Source organism: Streptomyces sp. NPDC002573 (genome assembly GCF_042889625.1).
Classification (GTDB): domain Bacteria; phylum Actinomycetota; class Actinomycetes; order Streptomycetales; family Streptomycetaceae; genus Streptomyces; species Streptomyces gibsoniae.
Genome location: NZ_JBIARC010000027.1, coordinates 58,321 through 80,503 on the forward strand (window position 1 = coordinate 58,321; position 22,183 = coordinate 80,503).

Genomic DNA, 22,183 nt, shown 5'->3' on the forward strand with positions numbered 1-22,183 from the left:
CTGTTCGATGGTTGGCAAGCGCCTGGACGGAGTTGGCAAGGGCTCTGCTCACCTCCGCAGAATCCACAGCACCGGCTCCAGAGAGCGCACGACCACCTCGGCGCCCTCCTCGCGCAGGCGGGCCTCCTTCTCGTCGTTGCGCGCGTAGCCGAGGAACGGCACCCCGGCCTGCCGGGCCGCACACAGGTCGGCCGGGGCGTCACCGATCATCACGGTGCTCCCGGAGGCCGCCCCCATCGCCCGCAGGGCCCGGTTCAGGGGGTACGGGTCCGGCTTCATCCGGTGGAGTTCGTGCGTACGGCCGTAGATGTGCGGGGCGAAGCAGCCGGCGAGTCCCCGGCCCGCCAGATACGCCGAGGCCGTGCGCGACGAGTTGTCGGTGGTGATCGCGAGCCGGGTGCCGCGCGCGGTCCAGGTGCGGATGAGCGGATCGGCGTACGGGGTGGGCATGGCGCTGGGGACGGCCCGCAGCTCGTGCTGGGTGAGCACCTCCTCCAGTTCGGTCACCAGATCGCTGCCCGGGTGCCGCCGGTGGACCGTGCGCAGCACCACCTGGGGGTCGGACCGCGCGGACTCCTCCCCGTCCGGTGGCAGGCTCAGTCCCTGCTCGTGCAGCCACTGCTTCATCGCCCGAGCGACCTCGGCCGCCGGGTGGAGGGCGAACAGGCGGCAGATCGGCCCGTCGAAGTCGAACAGCACGAAGCGTGCGCCCTCCACCAGTTCACGCAGTCTCTCGGTCTCTTCTGTCACCGGCATGGTCCGCGTCGTATCAGAGGTCACTAGAAAAGTGTCAGGTCCGTGCTGATTGTTTCCCAGAGGGCGTCGAACCACAGCTGCGACTGCTCCACGAACGTGGTGTCCCGCAGGGACGCCCCCTGCGGGAAGCGAAACAGCAGCGACCGGGTGCCCTCGGCGTCGTACACGTCCAGGCGTTCCTGGTCGATCTCCTCGCCGCGGCGCGTCAGCGTGTAGTAGGCGAACAGCGCCTCGGAGCCGTTGAGGAGATAGAGCTTCACGGGCGGGGTGAACGGCAGCGCGCGGAAGGAGACATGCACGTCGATGCCGTGCGAGCTGCGCAGCGCCAGCAGATTGTGCCGCAGGACATGGCCCTGCGCGTTGCGCTGCGCCAGCCAGCGACGGTGCAGCCGGTCGTCGTCCGGGCCCTCCACCATGGTCGGGAACGCCAGATCGATCCGGCCGCTCGGCAGCAGCACACGCACATCGACCCTGGCCGGTTTTATGCGTCCCGCGTGAATCTCGCGCAACGGCTCGCTCAGCGCCAGCGTCAGCGAGACCGCGGTCAGGCACAGGGCGTCGATCACCACGTGCGGTGCGGCGAACGCCGCGGATGTGCGCGGGCCGAGCGCCGCCGTCGTGGGCTGGGGCAGGGCCTCCGGCCCGGCCTGCGCGCCGCCCGCGTTCCGCGCCACGGCCGCCGGGCTCCCCTTGGAGACATCGGTGAGCAGATGCTCCGAGTGCAGGATGCGCAGCGCCCGGCGTACGGCACCCCGCTCCACGCCGAACTCGGCCGCCAGCTTGGCCTGGGTGGGCATGCGCTGCCCAGGCCGCAGCACCCCGGATCTGATCCGGCTGCGCAACTCGTCGGCCACGTCGTGGTGGGACCTCCCTGGCCGCTGTGACCCCGTCCGCCCAAGGGCGGCAGCGTGTTCTGCCTCCACGACAGGAACGGTACAACTTCGCGCCATCTTTGGGCAGTTCACCGGAAGGTGGTTATGAGACGACTCCAAGCGGAGATAACTCAGTTGAAGTTGGTCGCCAACTTCGATGAAAGTTGGGCGAGTTTGAGCGGTATTGAACGACGTGGTCACCCTTTTGAAAGGTTGGTCACCCGGCTCAAGACGTCGCTCGCCCAGCCCGACTGACCGGAGGTTCAGGCTCCGGCAGTCAGGCCGTCCGGACTCCCTTCCGGAGGGGAGCCGGGAGCTCGGTCGGCCCGCACCACCGGAACCACCTCACCACCACAACTGAACAGCCGAAAGGCACCCACAACCGAACAGCTACGGATGCACAGCACGGCAGCCACCACCCGCACGGAAGGAGCGCCACCCGCGAGCGAGCCCCGAAGGGTTCAGAAGATGTCCGGGCACCACGGCCGCCTGGACGTACGCAGCAGGGCGTCGGCCACGGAGGCGGCGCCCTTTTGCTGTTCCCGCAGCCGCCCTAGCGCCGCGAGCCGCACGGCGGACTCGTCCCCCAGCCACAGGGTCGCCAACTCGGCGGCGGGCAGGGTCAGCTGGGGCTCCTGGTCGGTCGGGGTGCACCGCGCGCCGTCCGGCCCGGCCTCCAGCCGGTAGCGGCCGCCGACCAGCCCCGCCTTGTCCACGACCTCCAGGACGAGCGCGCCGGCAGTGGCGTACGTCCGCGCCTCCAGGGCCCGTACGACGTCCAGGATCCGCACCCACAGCCAGTCCGAGTGCGTGACGAGACGGGCGGCGCGGGGGTCGGGCAGGAGATGCGGCAGCAGGTCGTCCGGGGCGCGGTGACCCGACCGTACCGTCGTGACCCAGTCGATCGAGCAGAGGTAGTGCCACAGGGCGCGCTCCGCGGCGGGGTCCGTGGCGATCAGGCTCTTGACCGTCACGTCGCCGCCGGGCTTCTTGTCGTCGCCCCAGCGGTTCTCGCACACATAGGTGACTAGGCCCTCCACGGCGCCCGAGGGCCCGCGGTACACCGCGTGGAACGGCTCGGTCCAGGGCCGGGCGTCGATCCGGATCGCGCCCGTGGTGACCTGCCACCAGCGCTCGGAGCGGTCGATGGCACCGGCCTGGCCGCCGCGCAGGCGCTCGTGCAGTGCGGGGCCCAGCTCCCGCACCGCGGCGCCGTCGACGAGGTCGACCCGGCCGCCGTCGTCAGGGACGGGGCGGTGGCGGTCGAGGCCGGTGCGGGGGATCTCGACGACCCACTGCGCGGTGTGGGTGGCCGGGCCGAAGCCGAAGCGGCCGTAGATCGGGTACTCGGCGGCGATGAGCGTGGCGACGACGTCACCGCGCTCCTTCGCGGCCGCGAGGTCGAGGGCCATCATGCGGCTCAGCAGGCCACGGCGGCGGTGGGTGGCCGTGACGGAGACGTTGGTGATCGCGTCGGCCGGGACCGGGGTGCCGCCGACCGCGGTCAGCTCCTGCGGGAAGGAGCGGAAGGTGGCCACGACGGGGGTCCCCCCGCCCGGGGAGCGGGGGGCGCCGCGGTCGAAGGCGCCGAGGGTGCGGGACGGGACGAGGTACGTGGCCAGATACGCGACGTCGTGGTCCGAGACCTCCGGAGGACGCAGGAAACCGGTCGCGAGGGCCCGGTTCCACTCCTTGATCTCGGACTCGGTGATGGCGCGGACGTCGATGTCCTCGGGGCGGCTCATGCGCACACGCTAGGGGGTGGCGGCAGGGCTGTCGCCCGAATATGCGGGCCGGGGAAATGCGCCGGTCGGGTGCCGGGCGACGGACGCTAGAAAGCCGCGCGTATCGCGCCGACCTCCCGGCCTCCGCCCAGCAGGGGTGCCCGGCCGATCCGGGTCACCACCGGGGCCTCGACGCCCATCAGGGTCAGGGCCCGGGCGAGGATCGGGCCCAGCGTCCGGGTGCCGCCGTCGTCCACCTTGAAGGCGAGGGCCCGGCCGTCGGGCAGGGCGACCGCCTGTACCGCCTCCGCGCCCATCTTCGACAGGGCGCCCGGGATCTCGCGCATCAGCCAGGTGTCGGGCCTGCGGGTGCCGGCCACGTACTCCGGGTGCGCCCGCATCGCGTCCGCCACCCGGCGTTCCGCCGTGCCCGGCGTCGCGAGGACGAAGGAGCGGAAGGCGCGGGCCAGGCCGACGAGGCTGATCGCCATGAGCGGGGCCCCGCAGCCGTCCGTGCCGACCGCCGCCACCGGCTCCCCGGCCGCCTCCTCCACCACCGAGTGGATCAGCTGCTGCAACGGGTGCGCGGGGTCGAGGTAGGAGTCCAGCGGCCAGCCCCGCAGCGCGCACGCCGCCAGCATCGCCGTGTGCTTGCCGGAGCAGTTCATGGTGACGGGGTCCCGCACGGCCCCCGACGCGAGGTACGCCTCCGCCTCCGTCGGGTCCAGCGGCAGGTCGGGCGGGCACTGGAGCCGCTCGGCGGTCAGATCGTGCTCCGCCAGCATCTGCCGTACGAGTTCCCGGTGGAACGCCTCGCCGGAGTGGCTCGCGGCGGCGATCGCCAGCCGCTCCCCGGTCAGCTCCAGGCCCGCGCGCAGCACGCCGGCCGCCTGCATCGGCTTGTTGGACGACCGGGGGAAGACCGGTGCGTTCGCGTCCCCGAGCGTGAACTCCACGGAACCGTCCGCGGCCAGCAGTACCAGGCTTCCGCGGTGCCGCCCCTCGACGAACCCGGAGCGCACCACCTCGGCGAGCACCGGGGGCACGGGGGACGGAGCGGACGGGGTGGACTGGGCGGGGACGGTGGGCTGGGCGGACGTCGACATGGGCGATGGCCTTCGGGACGGGACCCGCCCGGCGACGCCCGGCCGGAGGTTCTCCGGCCCGGCGAGCGCCCTCGTGCACACTCGGGGCCCCGGGTTCGCCAGGGCCCTCGCGTCACATGAGCAGGTCGTCTACTTGCGCTTCCCCTTCACGGTACCTGCGCGCGATTTCCGCACTGCAGTCGTCCGCCGTGCGCTGCAGGTGCTGCCGTCGCCGGGACACCTGCCGCTCGTATCCCACGAGCCGGATCATCCCCGCGCCCAACTCCTCGTCCGTGCGCGCCTGGAGGTCCGACAGCTCGACCTCGCCGAGCATCCGGGACGCCAGCCGCCGGTACTCCTCTCCGTGCGGTGTGCCGACCGTCACATGGCGGGCGGAGGAGCGCTGGCGGGCGGGCGCGTCCCGGAGGATCTCCGCGAGCCGCTCCATGACGCCCTCGGGGGCCGCCCGGCCGCCGCGCCGGGCCAGCTCCGCCCGCAGGATGTCGATACGGCCCTGGAGGAGCCGTCGTACATAGCTGAGGTCGGCCTCGTCCCGCTGGGCGTCCCGGCGCAGCGCGCGCACCTCGCTCAGCCGCAGTGCGGACAGATCGTGCCCGGGCGGGTCGGTGGCCAGGGGGCTGTCCGTGCGCTGCACGGGCGCCCGATGCTGTCCCAGAACTCCCGACACGGCGGGCGCCACAATCCCGGGTGGCTGCCCGGTACTCGATGTGCTCATGTACCTCTACCGTCCCCTCGACCGGCGCGGCACCCCCCACGGATGGGCCGCGACACACGCATCGTGCCACTCCATGCCACCGTCGCGTGACCGAGTGCCACCGATCTGCCCCGGATGGAGGTGTTAAGGGGCAATAAGAATGCCCTCATAAGAAATCACCGGTCCGGTTTTCACCGACCGGTCCCGGAACGCTCCCCCGGGTCCCTGAACGCTCTCCCGGGTGCCCGTACAGGGCCTTCGGGCCGCACGGCATCATGGACCCCATGCGTGCGGTGGTGCAGAGAGTGGACGGCGCGAGTGTCGTCGTGGACGGCGAGGCGGTCGGCGAGATCGACGGCGAGGGGCTGTGCGTACTCGTCGGGGTCACGCACGAGGACACCAAGGAGAAGGCGGCCCAGCTCGCCCGCAAGCTGTGGTCGATCCGCATGCTGCACGACGAGAGGTCCTGCTCCGACATCGACGCGCCGCTGCTGGTGATCAGCCAGTTCACGCTGTACGGCGACGCCCGCAAGGGCCGCCGCCCCACCTGGAACGCGGCCGCCCCGGGCGATGTCGCCGAGCCTCTCGTCGAAGAGGTGGTCGCCCAGCTGCGTGCGCTGGGCGCGACGGTGGCGACGGGCCGGTTCGGTGCGCAGATGCGCGTGTCGCTGACGAACGACGGCCCGTTCACCGTGCTCCTGGAGATGTGAGCCCTACGGGCCTCAGGAAGCTCTGAGCCCTACCGGCCTCCGGAAGCTCTGAGCCCTACGGCTCCACGACGACTTCCTGCGCCGCCGCCGTCGAGTCCGCCATCAGGGGGGCGTCCACCGGGATGTTCCGCTTGACCAGGGCGAGGGCGACGGGGCCCAGTTCGTGGTGGCGTACCGACGTCGTCACGAACCCGATCTTGCGGCCGTCCGGGCCCTCGTCCGCGAGCCGCAGCTCGGTGCCGTGCGGCGGCAGATGCACCTCGCTGCCGTCCAGGTGCAGAAAGACCAGGCGGCGCGGCGGCTTGCCCAGGTTCTGGACGCGCGCGACCGTCTCCTGACCGCGGTAGCAGCCCTTCTGGAGATGCACGGCCGAACCGATCCAGCCCAGCTCGTGCGGGATGGTGCGGTGGTCGGTCTCGAAGCCGAGGCGGGGCCGATGCTGCTCGACCCGCAGCGCCTCGTACGCCAGCAGGCCGGCCGCGGGGCCGCTCTTCCCGGCGTAGAGCTCCAGGTCCCCGCGCGGCAGGAAGAGATCGCGGCCGTACGCCGTCTCGCGGACCAGGACGCCCTCGGGGACCTCGGCGATCGAGCCGGCGGGCAGATACACGACGGCGAAGTCGTCCGTGCGGTCGGCGACTTCGACACGGTAGAAGAACTTCATCGACTCCAGGTACGCGATCAGCGCGTCCTGGGTGCCGGGCTCCACATGGGCCCAGACCGTCTCGCCGTCGTCGACCAGGTACAGCGCATGCTCGATATGGCCGTGCGCGGAGAGGACGAGAGCCTCGGTGGCCTGGTGCGGAGGCAGTTCGCTGACGTGCTGGGTGAGCAGCAGATGCAGCCAGCTCAGCCGGTCCTCGCCGCTGACGGTGAGGACACCGCGGTGCGAGAGGTCCACGAATCCGGAGCCGTCGGCCAGGGCGCGCTGCTCACGGAACAGGTCGCCGTAGTGGGCGGCGACGCCTTCGTCCACGCCCTCGGCAGGGACCGCGCCGGGCAGGGACAGCAGGGGGCTCTTCATGGATCCAAGCCTACGACGCGGTATTTGAACTCTTCACCGAGCAGTCCTCGCACCGGCCGAAGATCGCAAAGTGCTTCATGTCCGTGTCGAAACCGAACGTCTCGCGCAGCTTCGCGGTGAACTCGGCGGCGATGTCGAGATCGGCTTCGATCACGTTCGTGCAGTCGCGGCAGACCAGGTGGATGTGGTGGTGCCGGTCCGCGAGGTGGTACGTCGGCGCGCCGTGCCCCAGATGGGCGTGGCTGACCAGCCCCAGCTCCTCCAGCAGCTCCAGGGTGCGGTACACCGTGGAAATGTTGACCCCCGACGCCGTCTTCCTCACTTCCACGAGGATGTCGTCGGGGGTCGCATGCTCCAGAGTGTCCACGGCTTCGAGCACGAGTTGCCGCTGCGGGGTCAGCCGGTAGCCGCGCTGCCGCAGATCGCTCTTCCAGTCGGTGCTCACCACAGCACCCAGTGTAGGACCGGCGTCCCGCATCAGGGTCCGGCTGCGAGCGCTCCGGACATCAGGGCCTCGGCGAGGGCGGCGCGATACTCACCCGTGGCACGGGCGATCTCGGTGTGCGCCCGAACCTTGTCGTCGAGCGCGGCGAGCGTGGCACCGATCGTCTCCTGCTCCGCCGGTGGCGGCAGGAGCACCGGCAGCTCGCCCAGGGTTCGCGCACTCACCGAGGGGATCACCGCGGCGGCCGCGCGCGCCCTGATCCAGTCCTGGGCGGCCGCCGAGCTCAGGTACGCGGTCACGTACGCCGCCCGCGCCCCGGGCGAGCCCGCTTCCCGAGGGCGGAGCCGGAGCCTGACCAGGTTGGGATGGTAGAGCCAGCCGCACTGCTCCGGCGTCACCAGCGCACATCTGCCGACGGTGCCCGTCCGGGTGATCAGGATGTCCCCCTCGGCGAGCAGGTACCGCTCCAGCGTCCGCGCCGCGCTCCAGGGCACCACGGCGGGCTCGGGAGAAACGATCCGCTGTCCGGACAGGTCGCGCGGCAGCACCAGCGGTACGCCGTCCGCGGTCGCCGTCTTCCCGCTCTCCCTCCCGGCGAGGCCCGGGCCCGCCTGGATGGACGCGCACAGGTCCCCCAGCGAAGGGCGCTGCCAGCCCTCCGGCGGCTGCGGTTCCCCGCAGGCGGGGTCCGGATGCGTGTTGGCCGACGTCACAGTCCGTACCTCCTGAGCTGTTCCGCCACGGCGGAGTCGGCGGCCCGCGCCCGCGCGTGCAGCGTCTCGATCTCCTCGCCCAGCCTGGCCAGCCGGTCTCGCACCGCGGCCGGGTCACCGGCACCGGATGCCGCCGACGGGGCGGCGCGCACATAGAGCGAGGGGTCCAGCGCGTGGCCGTGCGCCGCGATCTGCGCGGGCGCCACCGCGCGGCTCAGCCCGGGCGTTCCGGCGGGAACGCGTCCGCCCTCCCCGGCCCCGGCCCAGGACGCGTACTCCGCGACCAGCCGGGTGACGTCGTCGTCGGACAGCGCACGACGGGTCCGGGAGACACTGTGGCCGAGCCCTTCCCCCGCCACGAACAGCACCTCGCGCTCCGGTGCGCCGGGGGCGCGCAGAAACCAGATCTGCGTCTTGATGGCCGTCCGTTCGAAGAGCCCCGCGGGCAGGGCCATCACGCACTCGAGGACACCGGCCCCGACCAGTGAGGTCCTGATCCTGCGGGCGGCACCGGCGGTGAAGGCCGCGCCGCTGGGCATGAGCACGGCCGCGCGGCCACCGGGCCTCAGACGGGAGACGGCGTACTGGAGCCAGTCGTACTCGGTGCGGCGCGCCGGGCCGTACGTCCAGTACGCGGGCGGTGGTACGTCGGCCGGGACCCTGCCGCCGAACGGCGGGTTGGTGATCACCAGGTCGAAGGCGCCTGGCGGGTCGGCCGGGTCGAGTGCGGGGAGAACCGGTCCGGTGGCCAGCCGTGCGTCGTCCGCGCCGTGCAGCCGTACGTTCATACGGGCCAGCCGGAGCGCCCGCGGCTGCGGCACCCGGCCGCTGACCTGCGGCCGTGCCGGATTCCCCGGCGCAGCCACGGCGTCCAGGTAGGCGGCCAGCAGTTCTCCGCTGCGGCAGTACGGGTCGTGGGGCTGCCGGGCGCCGGGCTGTACGGCCGCCAGGGCGCCGGCCATCACGCGGCTGACGGACGGGGGGGTGTAGTACTCACCGCCCTCACCGGCCTCCGCATCACGCAGCCGGGTGAGGACGTGCTCGAAGGCGCAACGGCTCTCGGCCGGCGATGCGGTCGGACTGCTGTCGAGGAACTCCTTGAGCCCGCCCACCTGTCTGCGGGGGAAGTGCTTCTCGGGGAAGTCGAACTCGCGGTCGGCCGAGTGGAAACCCTCCACCGTCGCGGGCCAGGCGTCGGGCTCCGCGAGGCGGAGGAAGACGAGGTGCAGCAGCCATTCGAGATAGCGGGGCGGTGACATCGGTCCGCGCAGCCGGTCCATGTCCGGTCCCGTGAGCCGCTCCACCGTCTTGAGCAGCCCACCGGCGGTGCCGCCGGTGAGCCCGGCCCGGAACCGGTCACCGTAGGTGGTGCCCGTCGGCTCGCCGGGCCGCAGCGCGGTCGCAGGGACGGTCCGCCGGGACAGCCAGGCCAGCACCTCCCGCGCGTGGAACCTCTCCGGTTCCGTGTCCCCGCTCTCCCCGGCAACCGGCTCGGGGTAATCCGGGTGGCGCCGCTCCCAGTTGGTGACGGCGGGGCGCCGCACCCCGGCCAGCCGTGCGATGTCGGACCGGGAGACGAACACGTCGCGCACACCCTCGCCGGGCTCGTCACCGGGCCGCTTGTCGAAGTCGGTCACAGCGTCTCCTGGTCTCAGAACCGGTGGGGCCTGGCTCCGCGAAGAGCGTCCTGCCGCGCGGCCAGCACGGCCGGAAAACGGTCCATGGCCCGCGCCTCCTCGGCCATCTCGGCGCTGACGTACCCCAGCACGCGGTAGATCTTGGCATGGTCGGCGGCGAGGTGCCGGTGGTGGATCGGCTCGTGGTGCATGACCCGGTTCCGCAGATGGACCAGCGACAGCAGGCTGTCGTGCAGGGCGTCACGACGGCCGGAGTAGTGCGGAAACGCCTTGCGCGCCGCGGGCACCCAGAGCCCTCGGTCGTAGCCTCGGGCACCGCTCACCAGCGATGTCCAGAAGCCGAAGGACAGTTCGGCGACGATCCCGTCCACGGTCGCCGGAGCGGCCCCGCTTCGCTCGCACTTGCGCCGGGCCTCGTCGACCAGCCGGGCACCGTGACGGTTCAGGGGCGCGCTCGACCACCAGTCGGGCCTGCCGTGGCGTCCCGCGAGCACATCGTGCAGGGCGTTGCGCAGGGTGACCTCCAGACAGTGCAGCGGCCCGTACAGCGCCGCCGACGCCTCCACGTTCCACCAGTACAGCCGCACCCCGACCACGGCGTCCCCGTCCGCCGCCAGAAGATAGGGGGCCATGCGCGGCTCCGATAACGCCCGCAGCATCCATGCGGGCAGGTCACTGGCCACGTTCTTCCCCCTGATGATGTCTCGACGATCGTCGCGGAAACACTGCGTCCCGCACCCGTGCACAGCGCGCTATGGCGTGCTATCTTGGCACGGTACGCCCCGGGTCCGCCTCTGCATCTGCATGCCGCTCGGAGCACGGCTTTCGGAGCCCCGGCCGCAGACGAATTGCGGCCGGGGTTCCGTGCGTTCGGGCCGGCAAGTGCCCCGAACCGGCAAAGCCCCCACCCCGAAGTCATGCGTCACTGTAGCCACAACACACAGGACGCCACAAGTGCATTGCAATGCGGTTCGATCTGTTAACCCCTGAGGAGGGACGGAACAGGGCCCCGCGGAACGGTCCGCGAGGCCCTGGGAGAGCAACGGGCGAGTCACCCGTGAGTCTGTTCCTACGTGAGCCTGTTCCTACTTGAAGAAGGCGATTCCGTCGTCCGGGAGGTCGTCCGGGAGGGCCTTGGCCCAGCGCTCGACGTCCTCCGGGGTGACGACCTTCTTCAGGTGGGCCGACATGTAGGGGCGCAGCGGGACCTCGGGGGTCTGCTTCTCGCCGACCCACATCAGGTCGCTGTTGACGTACCCGTACAGCCGCTTGCCGCCGGTGTAGGGACCCGAGGCCGCCGTCCGGGCGACGGCGTCCGTGGCGAGGTCGACCTGCGGCTTCTTCTCGGCCATCTCGCCGTACCAGACCTCGACGACCCCGTCGTCGCGGACCATGGTGACCTCGACCTTGCGGTCCTTGTCGATCCGCCAGTAGCCCGACTCGGACTCCAGCGGCCTGACCTTGTTCCCGTCGCCGTCCAGCACCCAGCTGTGGGAGTGGTACTCCAGGAAGTCCCGGCCGTCATGGCTGAAGGAGACCTCCTGCCCGAAGTTGCACTTCTCGGAACCGGGGAAGTCGTGCACGCCCGCGCCCGCCCAGTTGCCGAGCAGGAAGGCGAGCGGGACGAGGTCCTTGTGGAGGTCGGACGGGATCTCGATCATGAGCAGCTTTTCGTCGTGTCCGGCGGGGGTGTGGGGGTCAGCGCTGGCCCTGGTACAGCTTCTTCACAGCCAGCCCGGCGAAGGCGAGCACGCCGACGCAGACCAGGACCAGCAGGGTTTCGAAGAAGATCTCCACGGGGTGCTCCTCGAATGAGCGGGGTGAGGTACGTACGTACAGGGCCGGGCCCCAGCTTACGCGGCCGGGGCGCGGTCCTCCTTTCGAGGTACGTCCTCACGGGATCGGCTGCGGTCAGCCCAGCAGTTGGCTCTGCAGGGTCACCGTCTGCTGGAAGGGGACGGCCGGTGCCGCGCCCCTACGGGACTGGACGACCATCGCCACGATGTCGCCGGCCTGGAGGTACGCGTGCCGGACCTGTTCGTCGCCGTACGGCTTGTCCTCGGTGTAGACGACGCGCCAGATCCCCTTGACCTCGGCCTCGCTGGGGAAGTCCGCGTCCAGGTGCGACACGTCGGCGCCCCGTACCTCGTGCTCGGGCGCGTTCCCCCCGCCGAAAGCCTCGCTCGCCCGGTGCGCGACCTCCGCCGTGCCGAATTGCAGCAGGTAGACGCGCGTCCGTGTGCCGTCCTGGGTGGTCCAGCCGCGGGCCGCGACATGCCGCAGGCCGAGGTCGGTGAGGCTCTGCCCGAGCTCAGTCCGGTCCTCCTTCATGGCGAACTCCGCCAGGAAGTCCTTTGTCGCCAGCCAGCCGTCCCGGCCGTTCAGCGCCTTGTCCTCGGACGCGCCCTCGGGTGCCGGCAGGACGAGGGCGCGCAGGTCGGCGTAGTGGGCGCCCGCCGGATTGTCCTCGGCGAACGGCCCCGGGCTGCCGGAGGGCAGCGGCGGCTTGCTGAGCAGCGGGTAGTCCCACCGCCCGTCCGACTCGGTCGCCAGCCCCGGGACGTCGGTCCGCTCCATGCGCGTGATGCCGTACGCCGTCCCCGCACCGGCCGCCGCGAAGACGACCACGGCGGCGGTCCACCGCAGAACGGCCCGCAGCACCCGCCGCTGCTTGGGCGGCTCGGGGCCGTCGGCGGAAGAGGGCCCCACCGGCGTGGCCGCCGCCGCCGTGGCGTCCTGCGGCGTCCCGGCCTGGATCCGTGCCTCGGCCTGCTCCGGCGCCGCGGTGTCCTCCGGCATTCCTGCCCGCTCCTGAAGCTGTCGCGCCTGCTCCGTCATACGGCCGCCCCCGGCTCCTTGATGCGATCGAGCTGCTTGGTCAGCAGGGCGGCGACCTCCTTGGTACGCAGGTCACGCGGACCCGACGCGGTGACGCCGACCAGGACGTTCCCCTCGTACGCCGAGCAGGCCATCGTCTCGACCCCCTTGTCGCCGTCCTCGCCCTTGGTGTCCTCGTCCTTGGGCGGCAGGAAGCACTTGGCGTTCTTGTGGCCCTTGATCTCCGGACCCTTCCGGAAGATGTCCAGGGCCGCGAGGAACTCGTTCTGGAACGTCGAGAGGTCACGGACGGCGGCCTTGTCCTCCATCTGCGTCAGAACGATGCTCACCGTGACGGCCCCGTCCGCCTTGTAGATGGTGCCGACCGCCTCGACGCCGGACGGCTGGACGTAGCTGCGCATGGCCATGCCCTGGACGCGCTGCTTGTCGATCTCCTTGTCCAGCCGCTCGCGCTGAGTGCGGGGCAGGTCGTGAAACACCTCCTTGCGCAAGGCGGTGGCCTGCTCCCCGCTGAGCCGGGCGTCGGAACCGAACTCACCGAGATCCGGGCCGCGCTGCCAGCTGCGCTCGTACGGCACGAGCATCCCGGCCAGGCCTGCCTGCGCGGCCGGCTTCGCCTCCGCCGCCTTGTCCTCCGGGAACGTCCAGAGGGGAGCGCCGGCATGCCGGTCGGCGTCCCGGACGGTCACGACGGTGTACCCGACTCCGGCGACGACCGCGCCGACGACGAGTACCGCCCCGGCAGCCGCGGCGACACGGCCACGGCGAACCCGCCGTACGGGCTCCTTCGGTGCCGGCCCTTCCTCCGCCCGGCTCTGATCTGCCTGGCTCTCGCTCACAGACGCTCCAACTGCCGCTGGGCGAGATCCATGATCTGCGCCTTGGAAACCGGCTCGGCCGAGTCGATGAAGATTTCTACGGCGATGTCACCGCGCCAGGCGAAGGCCTCGGCGCCGTAGCCGGTGTCCGACTTGGAGCGGACGTACGCCATGCCCGCCCCGGTGCCGGGGATCGGCCAGCCCTTGGTGCCGTGCCGGTCCTGTGCGAAGCCCTCTTGGGATTTGGTCCTGTCGGCAGCGCCCGTGGTCTCCTCCTGGCGGTACTGGAGCAGCCGGATCTCCACGACGGATCCGTTGCCGGTCTCCCAACCGGTGGCGGCGCCCCGGCGGAACTCATCGTCGACCAAGGACCCGAAGGCGGCGCCGGGCTCGGTGAAGGCTTCGGCGTACGCCGCCATTCCCAACCAGCCGTCGTCGCCCTTCAGCTCTTCCACGTCCTTGGCGCCACGCGGCTTCGTCAGCAGAAACCTGCGCAGGTCGCCGTCGGTCTTCACCAGGCGATCCTGCGCGGCCGACAGCGGCTCGGGAGCGGGCCCCTCGGCCTGCGGCAGCGTGGGCTGTGACAAGGAGGGCAGCCGGGTGGGTTCCCGGTCGGCCTGGATCAGGTAGCCGGTACAGGTGCCGGCGACGACACCCAGCACGGCGGCCGTGGCGATGAGAAGCGCCGTACGGCCACGACGGCGGGCGCGGGGCGCGGGCTCAGGCAGCTCCCCTGCCCCTTCGGGTACCTCTTCGGGTACCTCATCGGGTACTTCCAAGACATCCCCCACAAAAAGCGAAGCGCGCATTCCGCATGCGCGCTTCACAGGAGACTCTCAGTCAACACAGGGGGTTGTACGGAGGGTTGATCACGACTTGATGTCGTCTCCCCGGACCGCCTCGACGAACGCGACCCAGGCGGCGGCCCCGAAGACGAGGGTTCCGCGAGCGGGGACCTTGCTGTCGCGGACGGGGACGACGGAGGGGAGGTTCTGGGCGACTTCTACGCACTGGCCGCCGTCCGAGTTGCTGTAACTGCTCTTGCGCCATGTCGCGGCGCTCAGGTCGATGGCTCGCACGGCACTTCCTCCAACATCCGCAGGATGAACTTTCGCGACTCGGCCGGGGGCAAGGCCATGTCGCGCACCGCATCATATGTGCGGTGGAGACGCTCAACCCTGCTTGATTCCTCGACCAGTTCGCCGCGTACGTCGTTCTCGGCATACGCCACGGTACGGCCGTCCAGCAAGCGCAGGAACATCAAGTCGGTACTCGCCAAGCCATGGGAGCCCGCACTGAACGGCAGCACGTGGAGCGTGACGTTCGAGCGCTGTGATGCCTCCACCAGGTACTCCAACTGCTCATGCCACGCCCGCACCTCCCGCAACGGAGTCCGGAGCACTGCCTCCGAGAGAATGCCCCGAAACGGCGGCGCATCGTCCCCGTCCAAGAGCTTCCGCCGACCGATTCGCGCTTCGACCTGCTGGTCAAGCTCCTGCCCCTTGATGCCGCCCGCCGCGAGCGCCTCTCGGGCGTATCCAACCGTCTGAAGAAGCCCCGGCGGCCTGCTCACCCCGTAGTGCCACAGACTCACCGCCTCGGCCTCCAGCATCATGTACCGCCGGTACTGCTCCTTGAACTGCGTCGGATCCCCCACCGCCAGTTCCCACAGGGCCAACAGCAGGCCCGGTGTTCCGTAGTACTGGTCCAGCGCCTGGACCACCTCGGGGCTGCCCAGCGTCTGGCCGCTCTCCATCTTTCCGAACAGGGACCAGTCCCAGCCCAGCACCTCGCCGAGCTTCCGCAGGCTGTCGCCCCGCTCGGTGCGCAGTAATCGGAGCTCCTCCGCGAACCGCTTCCTCGGTTCCTGGCTGCGCCCTGTGATCACCCGTCGCGGCGGCATCGCGCTCCCCTCGTGGAGGACGGCCGTGGAAGGTGTGGAAGAAGTGCCGGGCGACGGCGAAGGAGGTCTCGTCCACGGCTTTCCGGCCCTGCTCAGCGGCCATGCTCGTACTGTGCGGAACACGCAGCGTAGTTCACTTGTCACACGGAGCGCAGGCGTTGACGGAAAGGAACGGCACCCATGACGGCGGAGTCCCCCGAGCGCGGAGCGCTCGTCTACGACCCGGCGACGGGCAAGGTCGGCGCGTACCAGGACCGGTCGGGGCCGTACGCGATGCTGCGCCCGGTCGGCGGGGGCCGGGAATGGCAGGCCGACCCCGCCGCGCTCCGCCCGGCGACGGCCCGGGAGCGGCTGAGTGCCGGAGTGACCGCGGCGAACGAACGCACCCGGTCGGCCGGCGACACGAGCCGCCCGCCGCTCCCGGTCCGTGGCTGTGCGCTGTGCACGGAGCTGGACGGGCTGCGGAAGGCCGCGCGGGCGCAGTACGACGCGAGCGCGGAGACGGACGCCAACGTTCTGCTGCGCCGCCACCACAACCAGGAGCACCGGGCATGACCCCTCCCCACTAGGCTGCGGGCATGGCGAAGAAGCTCGTGATCAAGGTGACGGCCGGGGCGGACGCCCCGGAGCGCTGCTCTCAGGCGTTCACCGTGGCGGCCGTGGCGGTGGCCAGCGGCGTGGACGTCTCGCTCTGGCTGACCGGGGAGTCGTCCTGGTTCGCGCTGCCGGGGCGGGCCGCCGAGTTCGAGCTGCCGCACGCGGCGCCGCTGCCGGACCTGATCGAGTCGGTCCTGGCGGCCGGGCGGATCACCCTGTGCACGCAGTGCGCGGCCCGCCGCGAGATCACGGAGAAGGACGTCATCGACGGCGTACGGATCGCGGGCGCACAGATGTTCGTCCAGGAGGCGCTGGCGGACGACACGCAGGCACTCGTCTACTGAGACACCTGCGGACGGGCCCGCCCGCGCTGTCCGGGGTGGGCCCGTCCGGCCCTGTGCTCGTCAGAAGGCGAGGGCGTCCGCGGCCGTGGGCTCCCAGACGGTGACCGCCGGGGCGTGGACGTAGGCCCGTACGGGGCTCCGGACGGTGTCCCCGCCGTCGAGCCGCACGGCGAGGCTGGTGGCACGGGTTCCCGTGCCGGGGGCGTCCTGCTGGTCCAGGGACACGCCCTCGAAGTTGGCCTGGCCCGGGTTCAGGATGTTGGGCCCGCCGCCGAGGCCGTCCGGGGTGGTGGCCCTGATCCGGCCGCCGAAGGTGACGAGACCTACGGAACTGTTCGAGCTGCACCGCCGCTGGATCCTGGCCGACGCGGCCCGCCGCCGGGAGCCGGGACCTACGACCGGGGCGGGCGCCGCCGGAGCCACCGCGGCCCGGGCGGCGGGGGCCCCGGTCCCCGCGGCCGACGCCTTGGACGCCGTAGACAGCGAGACCGCCGTCCCGGACCACGAGTCCGTCCCGGCCGGGGAGAGCGGCCCGGAGGCCACCCGGGTCCTTTGGTTCCGTCGTCGCCGGGTGCTCGTCGGGGCCGTCGCGGTGGCCGTCGCCGCCGTCGCCGTGCCGACCGCCGTCCTCGCCGCCACGTACTCCGCCCCGCCCGCCCGGCACCGGCTCGCGGACGCGGCGGACCGGACCGGGGCCCCCGCTTCGCACGGCGGCGGCACGTCCGCCGGGGCCGCCACCGGCGCCTCGTCCCCGGCCGCCGCGGCGAGCACCGACGGCTCCCACCACCCCTCCCCCGCCACCACCACGACCCCGCGGCCCTCCCGCCCGGTGTCGTCCGCCCCCGCCGCGCCCCCCTTTCACGTCAATGTCCTCACCAACAACTGGGACAGCCCCTGCGACCAGTGGTTTCTGCTGAACCGGGCGCCCGGCGCGGTCCCCCCGCCCCCCGCGAGCCAGGCCACCGACGGCTGGGCCGCCGCACTGGGCGCCGTACCGGCCGGGCATCTGCGGTTGCAGGTGACGGTGCAGGGCAGCAGCAGCCGGCCGGTCGTCCTGCACGCGCTCTTCGTGCGGGTGACCGGCACCCGCACGGCCCCGGCGGGGAACGCGTACACCATGGGCGCGGGCTGCGGCGGTGATCTGGCGCCCGCATCCTTCGCCGTCGACCTCGACGCGCAGGCCCCGAGCCCGAAGGCGGTGCCCGGGCACGAGGGGAACGTCCTCACCCGGGCGACGGACTTCCCCTACAAGGTGTCCGTCGACGACCCCGAGGTGCTGAATCGACGCCGCGACGGCCGCGCGGGTCGTGGACTGGTATCTGGAGCTGAGCTGAAGCAGCGGCGACCGCCAGGGCACGACCCGGATCGACGACCACGGCAGACCGTTCCGCACGGCGGGCATGCGCGGGGACAAGAAGTACTGGTACAACGCGAACGGCACGAACGCCTGGATCCCGTACCCGTAGCCCCCGGGCCGTACCCCGCGGGTTGCTAGTGCCGCCTCTTCCCGTCCAGTTCGTCCCACCACTCGTCGGACTTCGGATCCCCGGACGGGTCGTCCCACCAGCGGTCGTCGGGACCGCGCCGGTTCGCCACGACCGCGGCCACCGGCGGGATCACCATGGCGACCACGCACATCCCCACCGCCGCCGGGACCGACCAGAGCCGCACGACGCCCCACGCCAGGACGAACAACCCGATGCAGGTCCCCATCATGGCGAAGTACAGATGACGCCGGCGTGCGTACATACCTCCAGGCTATGCCCGGAGCCCGGACATGCTGAAGGGCCGCACCCCCAGTAGCGTCCAACCCCCGGGGATGCGGCCCTTCAGCCGTCACTCACGGCCCCTCGGACCGTCGTGGAGTGTGCCGTCAGACGGCGATCGCGACCTCCGCGAGGCCGCCCTTCTGGGCGACGACCGTACGGTCCGCGGTGCCGCCCGGCACCAGGGCGCGCACGGTCCAGGTGCCCTCGGCCGCGTAGAAGCGGAACTGTCCGGTCGCCGAGGTCGGGACCTCGGCGGTGAACTCGCCGGTCGCGTCCAGCAGGCGCACATAGCCGACGACGGGCTCGCCGTCGCGGGTCACCTGGCCCTGGATCGTGGTCTCACCGGGCTTGATCGTCGAGGCGTCGGGGCCGCCGGCCTTCGCTCCACACATGGTTCTTCCTTCGGGTAGGTCCGGGGTCCGGGATTACTTGGCGGCGCCGAGCTCGATCGGGACACCGACGAGGGAGCCGTACTCGGTCCAGGAGCCGTCGTAGTTCTTGACGTTCTGGACGCCGAGCAGCTCGTGCAGGACGAACCAGGTCAGCGCGGAGCGCTCACCGATGCGGCAGTAGGCGATGGTGTCCTTGGCCAGGTCGACCTTCTCCTCGGCGTAGAGCTCCTTGAGCTCCTCGTCCGACTTGAACGTGCCGTCGTCGTTGGCGTTCTTCGACCACGGGATGTTGCGGGCGCTCGGGACGTGGCCCGGACGCTGCGACTGCTCCTGCGGCAGGTGCGCCGGGGCGAGCAGCTTGCCGGAGAACTCGTCGGGCGAGCGGACGTCGACCAGGTTCTGCACGCCGATCGCGGCGACCACGTCGTCGCGGAAGGCGCGGATGGAGGTGTCCTGCGGCTTGGCCTGGTACCGGGTGGCGGGTCGCTCGGGCACGTCGGTGCCGTCGACCAGCTCGCGGGCGTCCAGCTCCCACTTCTTGCGGCCGCCGTCGAGCAGCTTCACGCTCTCGTGGCCGTACAGCTTGAAGTACCAGTAGGCGTACGAGGCGAACCAGTTGTTGTTGCCGCCGTAGAGGACCACCGTCTGGTCGTTGGCGATGCCCTTCTCCGACAGGAGCTTCTCGAAGCCGGCCTGGTCGATGAAGTCGCGGCGGACCGGGTCCTGGAGGTCCGTGGTCCAGTCGATCCGGACGGCGTTCTTGATGTGGTTCTTGTCGTACGCGGACGTGTCCTCGTCCACCTCGACGATCGCGATGGTCGGGTCGTCCAGGTGGTCCTGAAGCCAGTCGGCGTCGACCAGGACGTCGCTGCGGCTCATGCGCTTTCTCCTCCGGGGCAGTTGCGGCGGGTGATGCGGGTGCGGTCGGCGCGGGTACGCGATCGGGCTGTGGCGTACACGGCGCACAGGGGCCCCGGAATCAGGCGCGGGGCCGGCGATACGAGAGGGGTACGGGAAGGGTTCCCGCTCAGAAGGGGCGACAGAGCATGGCGGCGACGCGGCACAGGTCTACTGCCCGCCGCTTCGTGAGATCCGCCTGTCGCTGCATGGGGTCGATCGTAGGGACGTATCGCCGGGCGTGTCACCGGTGTGTCGCATGCTGAGATGCGATCGTCCGCGATGCGAGAAGGAATGCGGGACCGGGCCGCCGCCGGGTGACCCGCGGACGCACCGGGTCGCCGGTCCATCTACGGAGCGGACGGGTGCGTCTCGCCTTTCGGACAGTCGCCCTTCGGGGCGGGTCCGTCGGGCGTCCTACCCCGCCAGCCTGACGTCCGAACCCTTCGCCGTGATCTCCACGCCGTCCTTCGCAGCCCGCACCGTGTCGAGGTGGATGCCGCCGGGCAGTTGGGCGATTCCCTGCTGGAAGTCGGTGATGGCCCGGATCCGGTTCTCCCCCAGCGAGACGCCGTCGAGCTGGGGCAGTCCGTCCGCGTGCACCTGGACGTTGTTGCCCCGGACCGTGACCGAGCTGAGCACGGAGACGGGCTGCGTCGACTTGATGCCGGGGGCCGTGAACGTGAGCGTCACCTTGATCTTGCCGTTGCCGCCGTCCGACAGCCCGATCACCCGGGCCGTCACGCCGAGGCCCACGTCGGTGGGCTCCGACTTGGCGGTCCTGAGCAGTTCGGCGTAGGAGATCAGCGCGGTGCCCGTGGCGTCGGAGGCGGTGGCGGAGCTGTAGTTCCCGGAGAACCTGACGCCCTTCATGTCCGCGTGGAGGTCGTCTATACGGACCTTCTGCCCGTCGTTGCCGGTGGGCGCCTCGTAGTCCTTGATGCCGACCTCGACGTCGTCCAGCTCGCCGCCGGCGACCTGGGTGAGGAAGGGGAACCCGTTGATCGACACGTCCGGGGTGGCCGCCAGGTTCTCGGTGGTCCGCAGCTTGTCGGCCACCTTCCCCTCGGCGAAGTGGACCGCGACCCGGTCCACGATCGCGAAGAGCCCGCCCAGGATCACGGCGACGATCAGCAGTATTCGCAGTGCGCGCATGCTCGGTGTTCCCCCACCTCGGCGGTCGTGCACGACAGATCGGCGACGGCCGAGTGGCCGCCGAGCGCGACTGTAACCCCGTGCGCTGTGGCGGCCGTCGGATTGTCGATCACTTGTGACATGCACGCAGGCATGACCAGTGCTGCGACCGGAAGGGTCCACCGGCTCGAGACGCCCGGCAAACCTTCCCGGCCACAGCACTAGCTCAGCGCACGCCCCAGCAGGTAGACGGCCGGTGCCGCCGCCGTCAGGGGCAGGGCCACGCCCGCCGTGAAGTGCACGAAGCGGGACGGGTAGTCGTAGGACGCGGCCCGGTGGCCGATCAGGGCGCAGACGCCGGCGCCGAGACCGAGGAAGGCACTGGAGGTGCCGAGACCCGTCGCCCCGCCCATCGCGATGCCAGCCCCCGCCGCCGCCAGCAGGGCCACGACCACGGAGGCCGCGGTCGGCAGCGGCAGCGCACGCGCCAGGACCGTGGCGGCGACCGCGACTGCGCCCACCGTGACGGCGTCCGGCGCGGCCGCGAGATGCCCGGCCGCGATGATCGACAGCGCGGCCGAGGCGACCGTCGCCATCAGGCCCTGCATCCGGGTGTCCGGATCGGCGTGCGACCGCAGCTGGAGCACGAGGGCAAGCAGCACCCAGACCCCGAGCGTGCCGAGGATCGCGGCGGGCGCGTGCTCCCGGCCGGCCACGAGCAGCGCGACGTCCGCGGTGACCGCGCCGAGGAACGCCAGTGCGATGCCCTGCCGGGCGGGCCACATGCCGTTCAGCCGGAACCATCCGGCGGCCGTCACGGCCTGGAGCGCCACGAGCGGTACGACGAGGGCGTACGTCCCGAGGGCCGCGGCACCGGCGATCAGAACGCCTAGGCCCGCGGTGAGCGCGGCGGGCTGGAGTCCGGGCTCGATGATCGGCGAACGGCCCTCCAGCCGGGCCCGCTGGTTGGCGGGCAGGGAGGAGAGGTCGACGGGGGCGGACGGCGTGGCCGTCGCCGTGCCGACGCCCGGGCCTTCGGCCCGGCTCGGGTGGGCCAGGCCCCCGGTGGGTGATGCCGCGTAGCCGTGGGGCTCGTACGCGGGGCCCTCCGGCGGCAACGGCCGGCCGTACGCCTGTCCCTGCCACTGCTGTTGCGGCGGGTACTGCTGGGGCTGCTGTTGCGGCGGGTATTGCTGGGGCTGCTGTTGCTGCTGCGGGTACTGCTGGGGCTGCTGTTGCTGCTGCGGGTACTGCTGGGGCTGCTGCTGCGGGTACGGCTGCTGCTGGGGATACGCGGCCGCGTTCGGGTCGTACCACCCCTGCTGCGGTGACTGCTGGGGATGACCCTGCTGCTGCGGGCCCGGCTGCTGCGGCTGGGGCGGATACCCCTGCTGCCCGTAGGGGTCGTAGCCCTGGTCGTACCCCTCGTGGGGCGGGTTGCTCATCGCTCATCCTCCTGCGAACGGCGGGAGCACCTCGACCGTGCCGCCCTCGGCCAGCCGTACCGTCTCATGCGCGCGCGTCCCGACGGGGTCACCGTCGACGAGGTAGGAGCATCGCCGCAGGACACGTACGAGTTCGCCGGGGTGCCGCAGACGGACCGCGTCGAGCGCCTCCGCGAGCGTCGTCGCGTCGTACGGCTCCTCGGCGGTCCCGGCCGCGGCCTTGGCTGCGGCCCAGTAGCGCACCGTGCCCTTTGCCATCTGCTTCCTCAACTCGTCGTCGTGAACGCCCTCAGGCTAGTGCCTCGGCAGGCAGCGTTCGCCCGTGAAGGAGCGGCGTTCGGTGCGTGCTCTCGGTGCGGCGAGAGCTG

The 22,183-nt window shown here is 71.6% G+C and carries 28 protein-coding genes; 4 read left to right on the top strand and 24 right to left on the bottom strand.

Going from position 1 to position 22,183, the window contains the following annotated elements:
- Positions 1–48: 48 nt before the first annotated feature.
- The 5 genes from ACFYX0_RS24660 to ACFYX0_RS24680 all read right to left on the bottom strand — a co-directional run bounded on the left by ACFYX0_RS24660 (position 49) and on the right by ACFYX0_RS24680 (position 5,173).
- Positions 49–831 (bottom strand): HAD family hydrolase, encoded by a 783-nt coding sequence (locus ACFYX0_RS24660; protein WP_388973148.1) that lies wholly within the window; start codon positions 829–831, stop codon positions 49–51.
- On the bottom strand, positions 780–1,706 hold the full coding sequence (locus ACFYX0_RS24665) for a winged helix-turn-helix domain-containing protein (RefSeq protein WP_388973150.1): 927 nt from the start codon (positions 1,704–1,706) through the stop codon (positions 780–782). The genes ACFYX0_RS24660 and ACFYX0_RS24665 overlap by 52 nt, the downstream gene beginning before the upstream one ends.
- 383 nt (positions 1,707–2,089) lie before the next feature.
- Entirely contained in the window at positions 2,090–3,373 is a 1,284-nt protein-coding gene (locus ACFYX0_RS24670; RefSeq protein WP_388973152.1) for a GNAT family N-acetyltransferase, read from the bottom strand.
- An 86-nt stretch (positions 3,374–3,459) separates the two neighbouring features.
- A complete protein-coding gene (locus ACFYX0_RS24675; RefSeq protein ID WP_355921220.1) occupies positions 3,460–4,458 on the bottom strand; it encodes an asparaginase in 999 nt (332 codons plus the stop codon).
- A 112-nt stretch (positions 4,459–4,570) separates the two neighbouring features.
- Positions 4,571–5,173 (bottom strand): AmfC protein, encoded by a 603-nt coding sequence (locus ACFYX0_RS24680; RefSeq protein ID WP_355921218.1) that lies wholly within the window; start codon positions 5,171–5,173, stop codon positions 4,571–4,573.
- A gap of 263 nt (positions 5,174–5,436) precedes the next feature.
- On the opposite strand from ACFYX0_RS24680, the gene dtd reads away from it, so the two are divergent.
- A complete protein-coding gene (gene dtd, locus ACFYX0_RS24685) occupies positions 5,437–5,862 on the top strand; it encodes a D-aminoacyl-tRNA deacylase (protein WP_388973154.1) in 426 nt (141 codons plus the stop codon).
- Between the two features lie 55 nt (positions 5,863–5,917).
- Here dtd and ACFYX0_RS24690 read toward each other — a convergent pair whose 3' ends face one another.
- From ACFYX0_RS24690 to ACFYX0_RS24740, 11 genes are all read right to left on the bottom strand, one after another.
- Positions 5,918–6,883: a YgfZ/GcvT domain-containing protein gene (locus ACFYX0_RS24690; RefSeq protein WP_388973155.1), complete on the bottom strand. Its 966-nt coding sequence runs from the start codon at positions 6,881–6,883 to the stop codon at positions 5,918–5,920.
- A 10-nt stretch (positions 6,884–6,893) separates the two neighbouring features.
- Positions 6,894–7,331 carry a Fur family transcriptional regulator gene (locus tag ACFYX0_RS24695; RefSeq protein WP_311694421.1) on the bottom strand — a complete coding sequence of 146 codons (438 nt, stop codon included), beginning with the start codon at positions 7,329–7,331 and terminating at the stop codon, positions 6,894–6,896.
- Between the two features lie 29 nt (positions 7,332–7,360).
- Positions 7,361–8,041: a restriction endonuclease subunit S gene (locus tag ACFYX0_RS24700; protein ID WP_388973157.1), complete on the bottom strand. Its 681-nt coding sequence runs from the start codon at positions 8,039–8,041 to the stop codon at positions 7,361–7,363.
- The gene (locus ACFYX0_RS24705; protein WP_388973159.1) at positions 8,038–9,678 is read right to left on the bottom strand and encodes a class I SAM-dependent DNA methyltransferase; all 1,641 of its coding nucleotides are present in this window, start codon (positions 9,676–9,678) and stop codon (positions 8,038–8,040) included. The genes ACFYX0_RS24700 and ACFYX0_RS24705 overlap by 4 nt, the downstream gene beginning before the upstream one ends.
- A gap of 14 nt (positions 9,679–9,692) precedes the next feature.
- Positions 9,693–10,310 carry a hypothetical protein gene (locus ACFYX0_RS24710; RefSeq protein ID WP_388973161.1) on the bottom strand — a complete coding sequence of 206 codons (618 nt, stop codon included), beginning with the start codon at positions 10,308–10,310 and terminating at the stop codon, positions 9,693–9,695.
- Between the two features lie 453 nt (positions 10,311–10,763).
- Complete coding sequence (locus ACFYX0_RS24715) at positions 10,764–11,339, bottom strand: FABP family protein (RefSeq protein WP_311694413.1); 576 nt, start codon at positions 11,337–11,339, stop codon at positions 10,764–10,766.
- A gap of 250 nt (positions 11,340–11,589) precedes the next feature.
- Positions 11,590–12,516 carry a hypothetical protein gene (locus tag ACFYX0_RS24720; protein ID WP_388973163.1) on the bottom strand — a complete coding sequence of 309 codons (927 nt, stop codon included), beginning with the start codon at positions 12,514–12,516 and terminating at the stop codon, positions 11,590–11,592.
- Positions 12,513–13,355, bottom strand: coding sequence for a hypothetical protein (locus tag ACFYX0_RS24725; RefSeq protein ID WP_388973164.1), 843 nt, complete (start codon positions 13,353–13,355; stop codon positions 12,513–12,515). The genes ACFYX0_RS24720 and ACFYX0_RS24725 overlap by 4 nt, the downstream gene beginning before the upstream one ends.
- Positions 13,352–14,113, bottom strand: a complete 762-nt coding sequence (locus ACFYX0_RS24730) for a hypothetical protein (RefSeq protein WP_388973166.1) — start codon at positions 14,111–14,113, stop codon at positions 13,352–13,354. The genes ACFYX0_RS24725 and ACFYX0_RS24730 overlap by 4 nt, the downstream gene beginning before the upstream one ends.
- A 90-nt stretch (positions 14,114–14,203) precedes the next feature.
- The gene (locus ACFYX0_RS24735) at positions 14,204–14,413 is read right to left on the bottom strand and encodes a DUF397 domain-containing protein (RefSeq protein ID WP_388973168.1); all 210 of its coding nucleotides are present in this window, start codon (positions 14,411–14,413) and stop codon (positions 14,204–14,206) included.
- On the bottom strand, positions 14,395–15,237 hold the full coding sequence (locus ACFYX0_RS24740) for a helix-turn-helix domain-containing protein (protein WP_388973170.1): 843 nt from the start codon (positions 15,235–15,237) through the stop codon (positions 14,395–14,397). The genes ACFYX0_RS24735 and ACFYX0_RS24740 overlap by 19 nt, the downstream gene beginning before the upstream one ends.
- A 180-nt stretch (positions 15,238–15,417) precedes the next feature.
- On the opposite strand from ACFYX0_RS24740, the gene ACFYX0_RS24745 reads away from it, so the two are divergent.
- Positions 15,418–15,792: a hypothetical protein gene (locus ACFYX0_RS24745; protein ID WP_355921190.1), complete on the top strand. Its 375-nt coding sequence runs from the start codon at positions 15,418–15,420 to the stop codon at positions 15,790–15,792.
- A 23-nt stretch (positions 15,793–15,815) separates the two neighbouring features.
- Positions 15,816–16,178, top strand: coding sequence for a DsrE family protein (locus tag ACFYX0_RS24750; RefSeq protein ID WP_388973172.1), 363 nt, complete (start codon positions 15,816–15,818; stop codon positions 16,176–16,178).
- A 60-nt stretch (positions 16,179–16,238) separates the two neighbouring features.
- Here the strand turns inward: ACFYX0_RS24750 and ACFYX0_RS24755 are convergent, their stop codons facing one another.
- On the bottom strand, positions 16,239–16,403 hold the full coding sequence (locus tag ACFYX0_RS24755; protein ID WP_388973174.1) for a hypothetical protein: 165 nt from the start codon (positions 16,401–16,403) through the stop codon (positions 16,239–16,241).
- Positions 16,404–16,464: 61 nt separating this feature from the next.
- On the opposite strand from ACFYX0_RS24755, the gene ACFYX0_RS24760 reads away from it, so the two are divergent.
- On the top strand, positions 16,465–17,673 hold the full coding sequence (locus ACFYX0_RS24760) for a hypothetical protein (RefSeq protein ID WP_388973175.1): 1,209 nt from the start codon (positions 16,465–16,467) through the stop codon (positions 17,671–17,673).
- On the opposite strand, the gene ACFYX0_RS24765 is transcribed toward ACFYX0_RS24760, so the two are convergent.
- From ACFYX0_RS24765 to ACFYX0_RS24795, 7 genes are all read right to left on the bottom strand, one after another.
- Positions 17,670–17,927 carry a DUF3099 domain-containing protein gene (locus ACFYX0_RS24765; protein ID WP_388973177.1) on the bottom strand — a complete coding sequence of 86 codons (258 nt, stop codon included), beginning with the start codon at positions 17,925–17,927 and terminating at the stop codon, positions 17,670–17,672. The genes ACFYX0_RS24760 and ACFYX0_RS24765 overlap by 4 nt on opposite strands.
- A 124-nt stretch (positions 17,928–18,051) precedes the next feature.
- A complete protein-coding gene (locus ACFYX0_RS24770; RefSeq protein ID WP_311694394.1) occupies positions 18,052–18,339 on the bottom strand; it encodes a DUF1416 domain-containing protein in 288 nt (95 codons plus the stop codon).
- A 33-nt stretch (positions 18,340–18,372) separates the two neighbouring features.
- Complete coding sequence (locus ACFYX0_RS24775) at positions 18,373–19,218, bottom strand: sulfurtransferase (protein ID WP_388973179.1); 846 nt, start codon at positions 19,216–19,218, stop codon at positions 18,373–18,375.
- Positions 19,219–19,366: 148 nt separating this feature from the next.
- Complete coding sequence (locus ACFYX0_RS24780; protein WP_351335063.1) at positions 19,367–19,447, bottom strand: Ms5788A family Cys-rich leader peptide; 81 nt, start codon at positions 19,445–19,447, stop codon at positions 19,367–19,369.
- Positions 19,448–19,653: 206 nt separating this feature from the next.
- A complete protein-coding gene (locus ACFYX0_RS24785; protein ID WP_388973181.1) occupies positions 19,654–20,391 on the bottom strand; it encodes a DUF2993 domain-containing protein in 738 nt (245 codons plus the stop codon).
- A gap of 200 nt (positions 20,392–20,591) precedes the next feature.
- Entirely contained in the window at positions 20,592–21,815 is a 1,224-nt protein-coding gene (locus ACFYX0_RS24790; RefSeq protein WP_388973183.1) for a hypothetical protein, read from the bottom strand.
- A gap of 3 nt (positions 21,816–21,818) precedes the next feature.
- Positions 21,819–22,073: a MoaD/ThiS family protein gene (locus tag ACFYX0_RS24795; protein ID WP_311694387.1), complete on the bottom strand. Its 255-nt coding sequence runs from the start codon at positions 22,071–22,073 to the stop codon at positions 21,819–21,821.
- Positions 22,074–22,183: the final 110 nt, after the last annotated feature.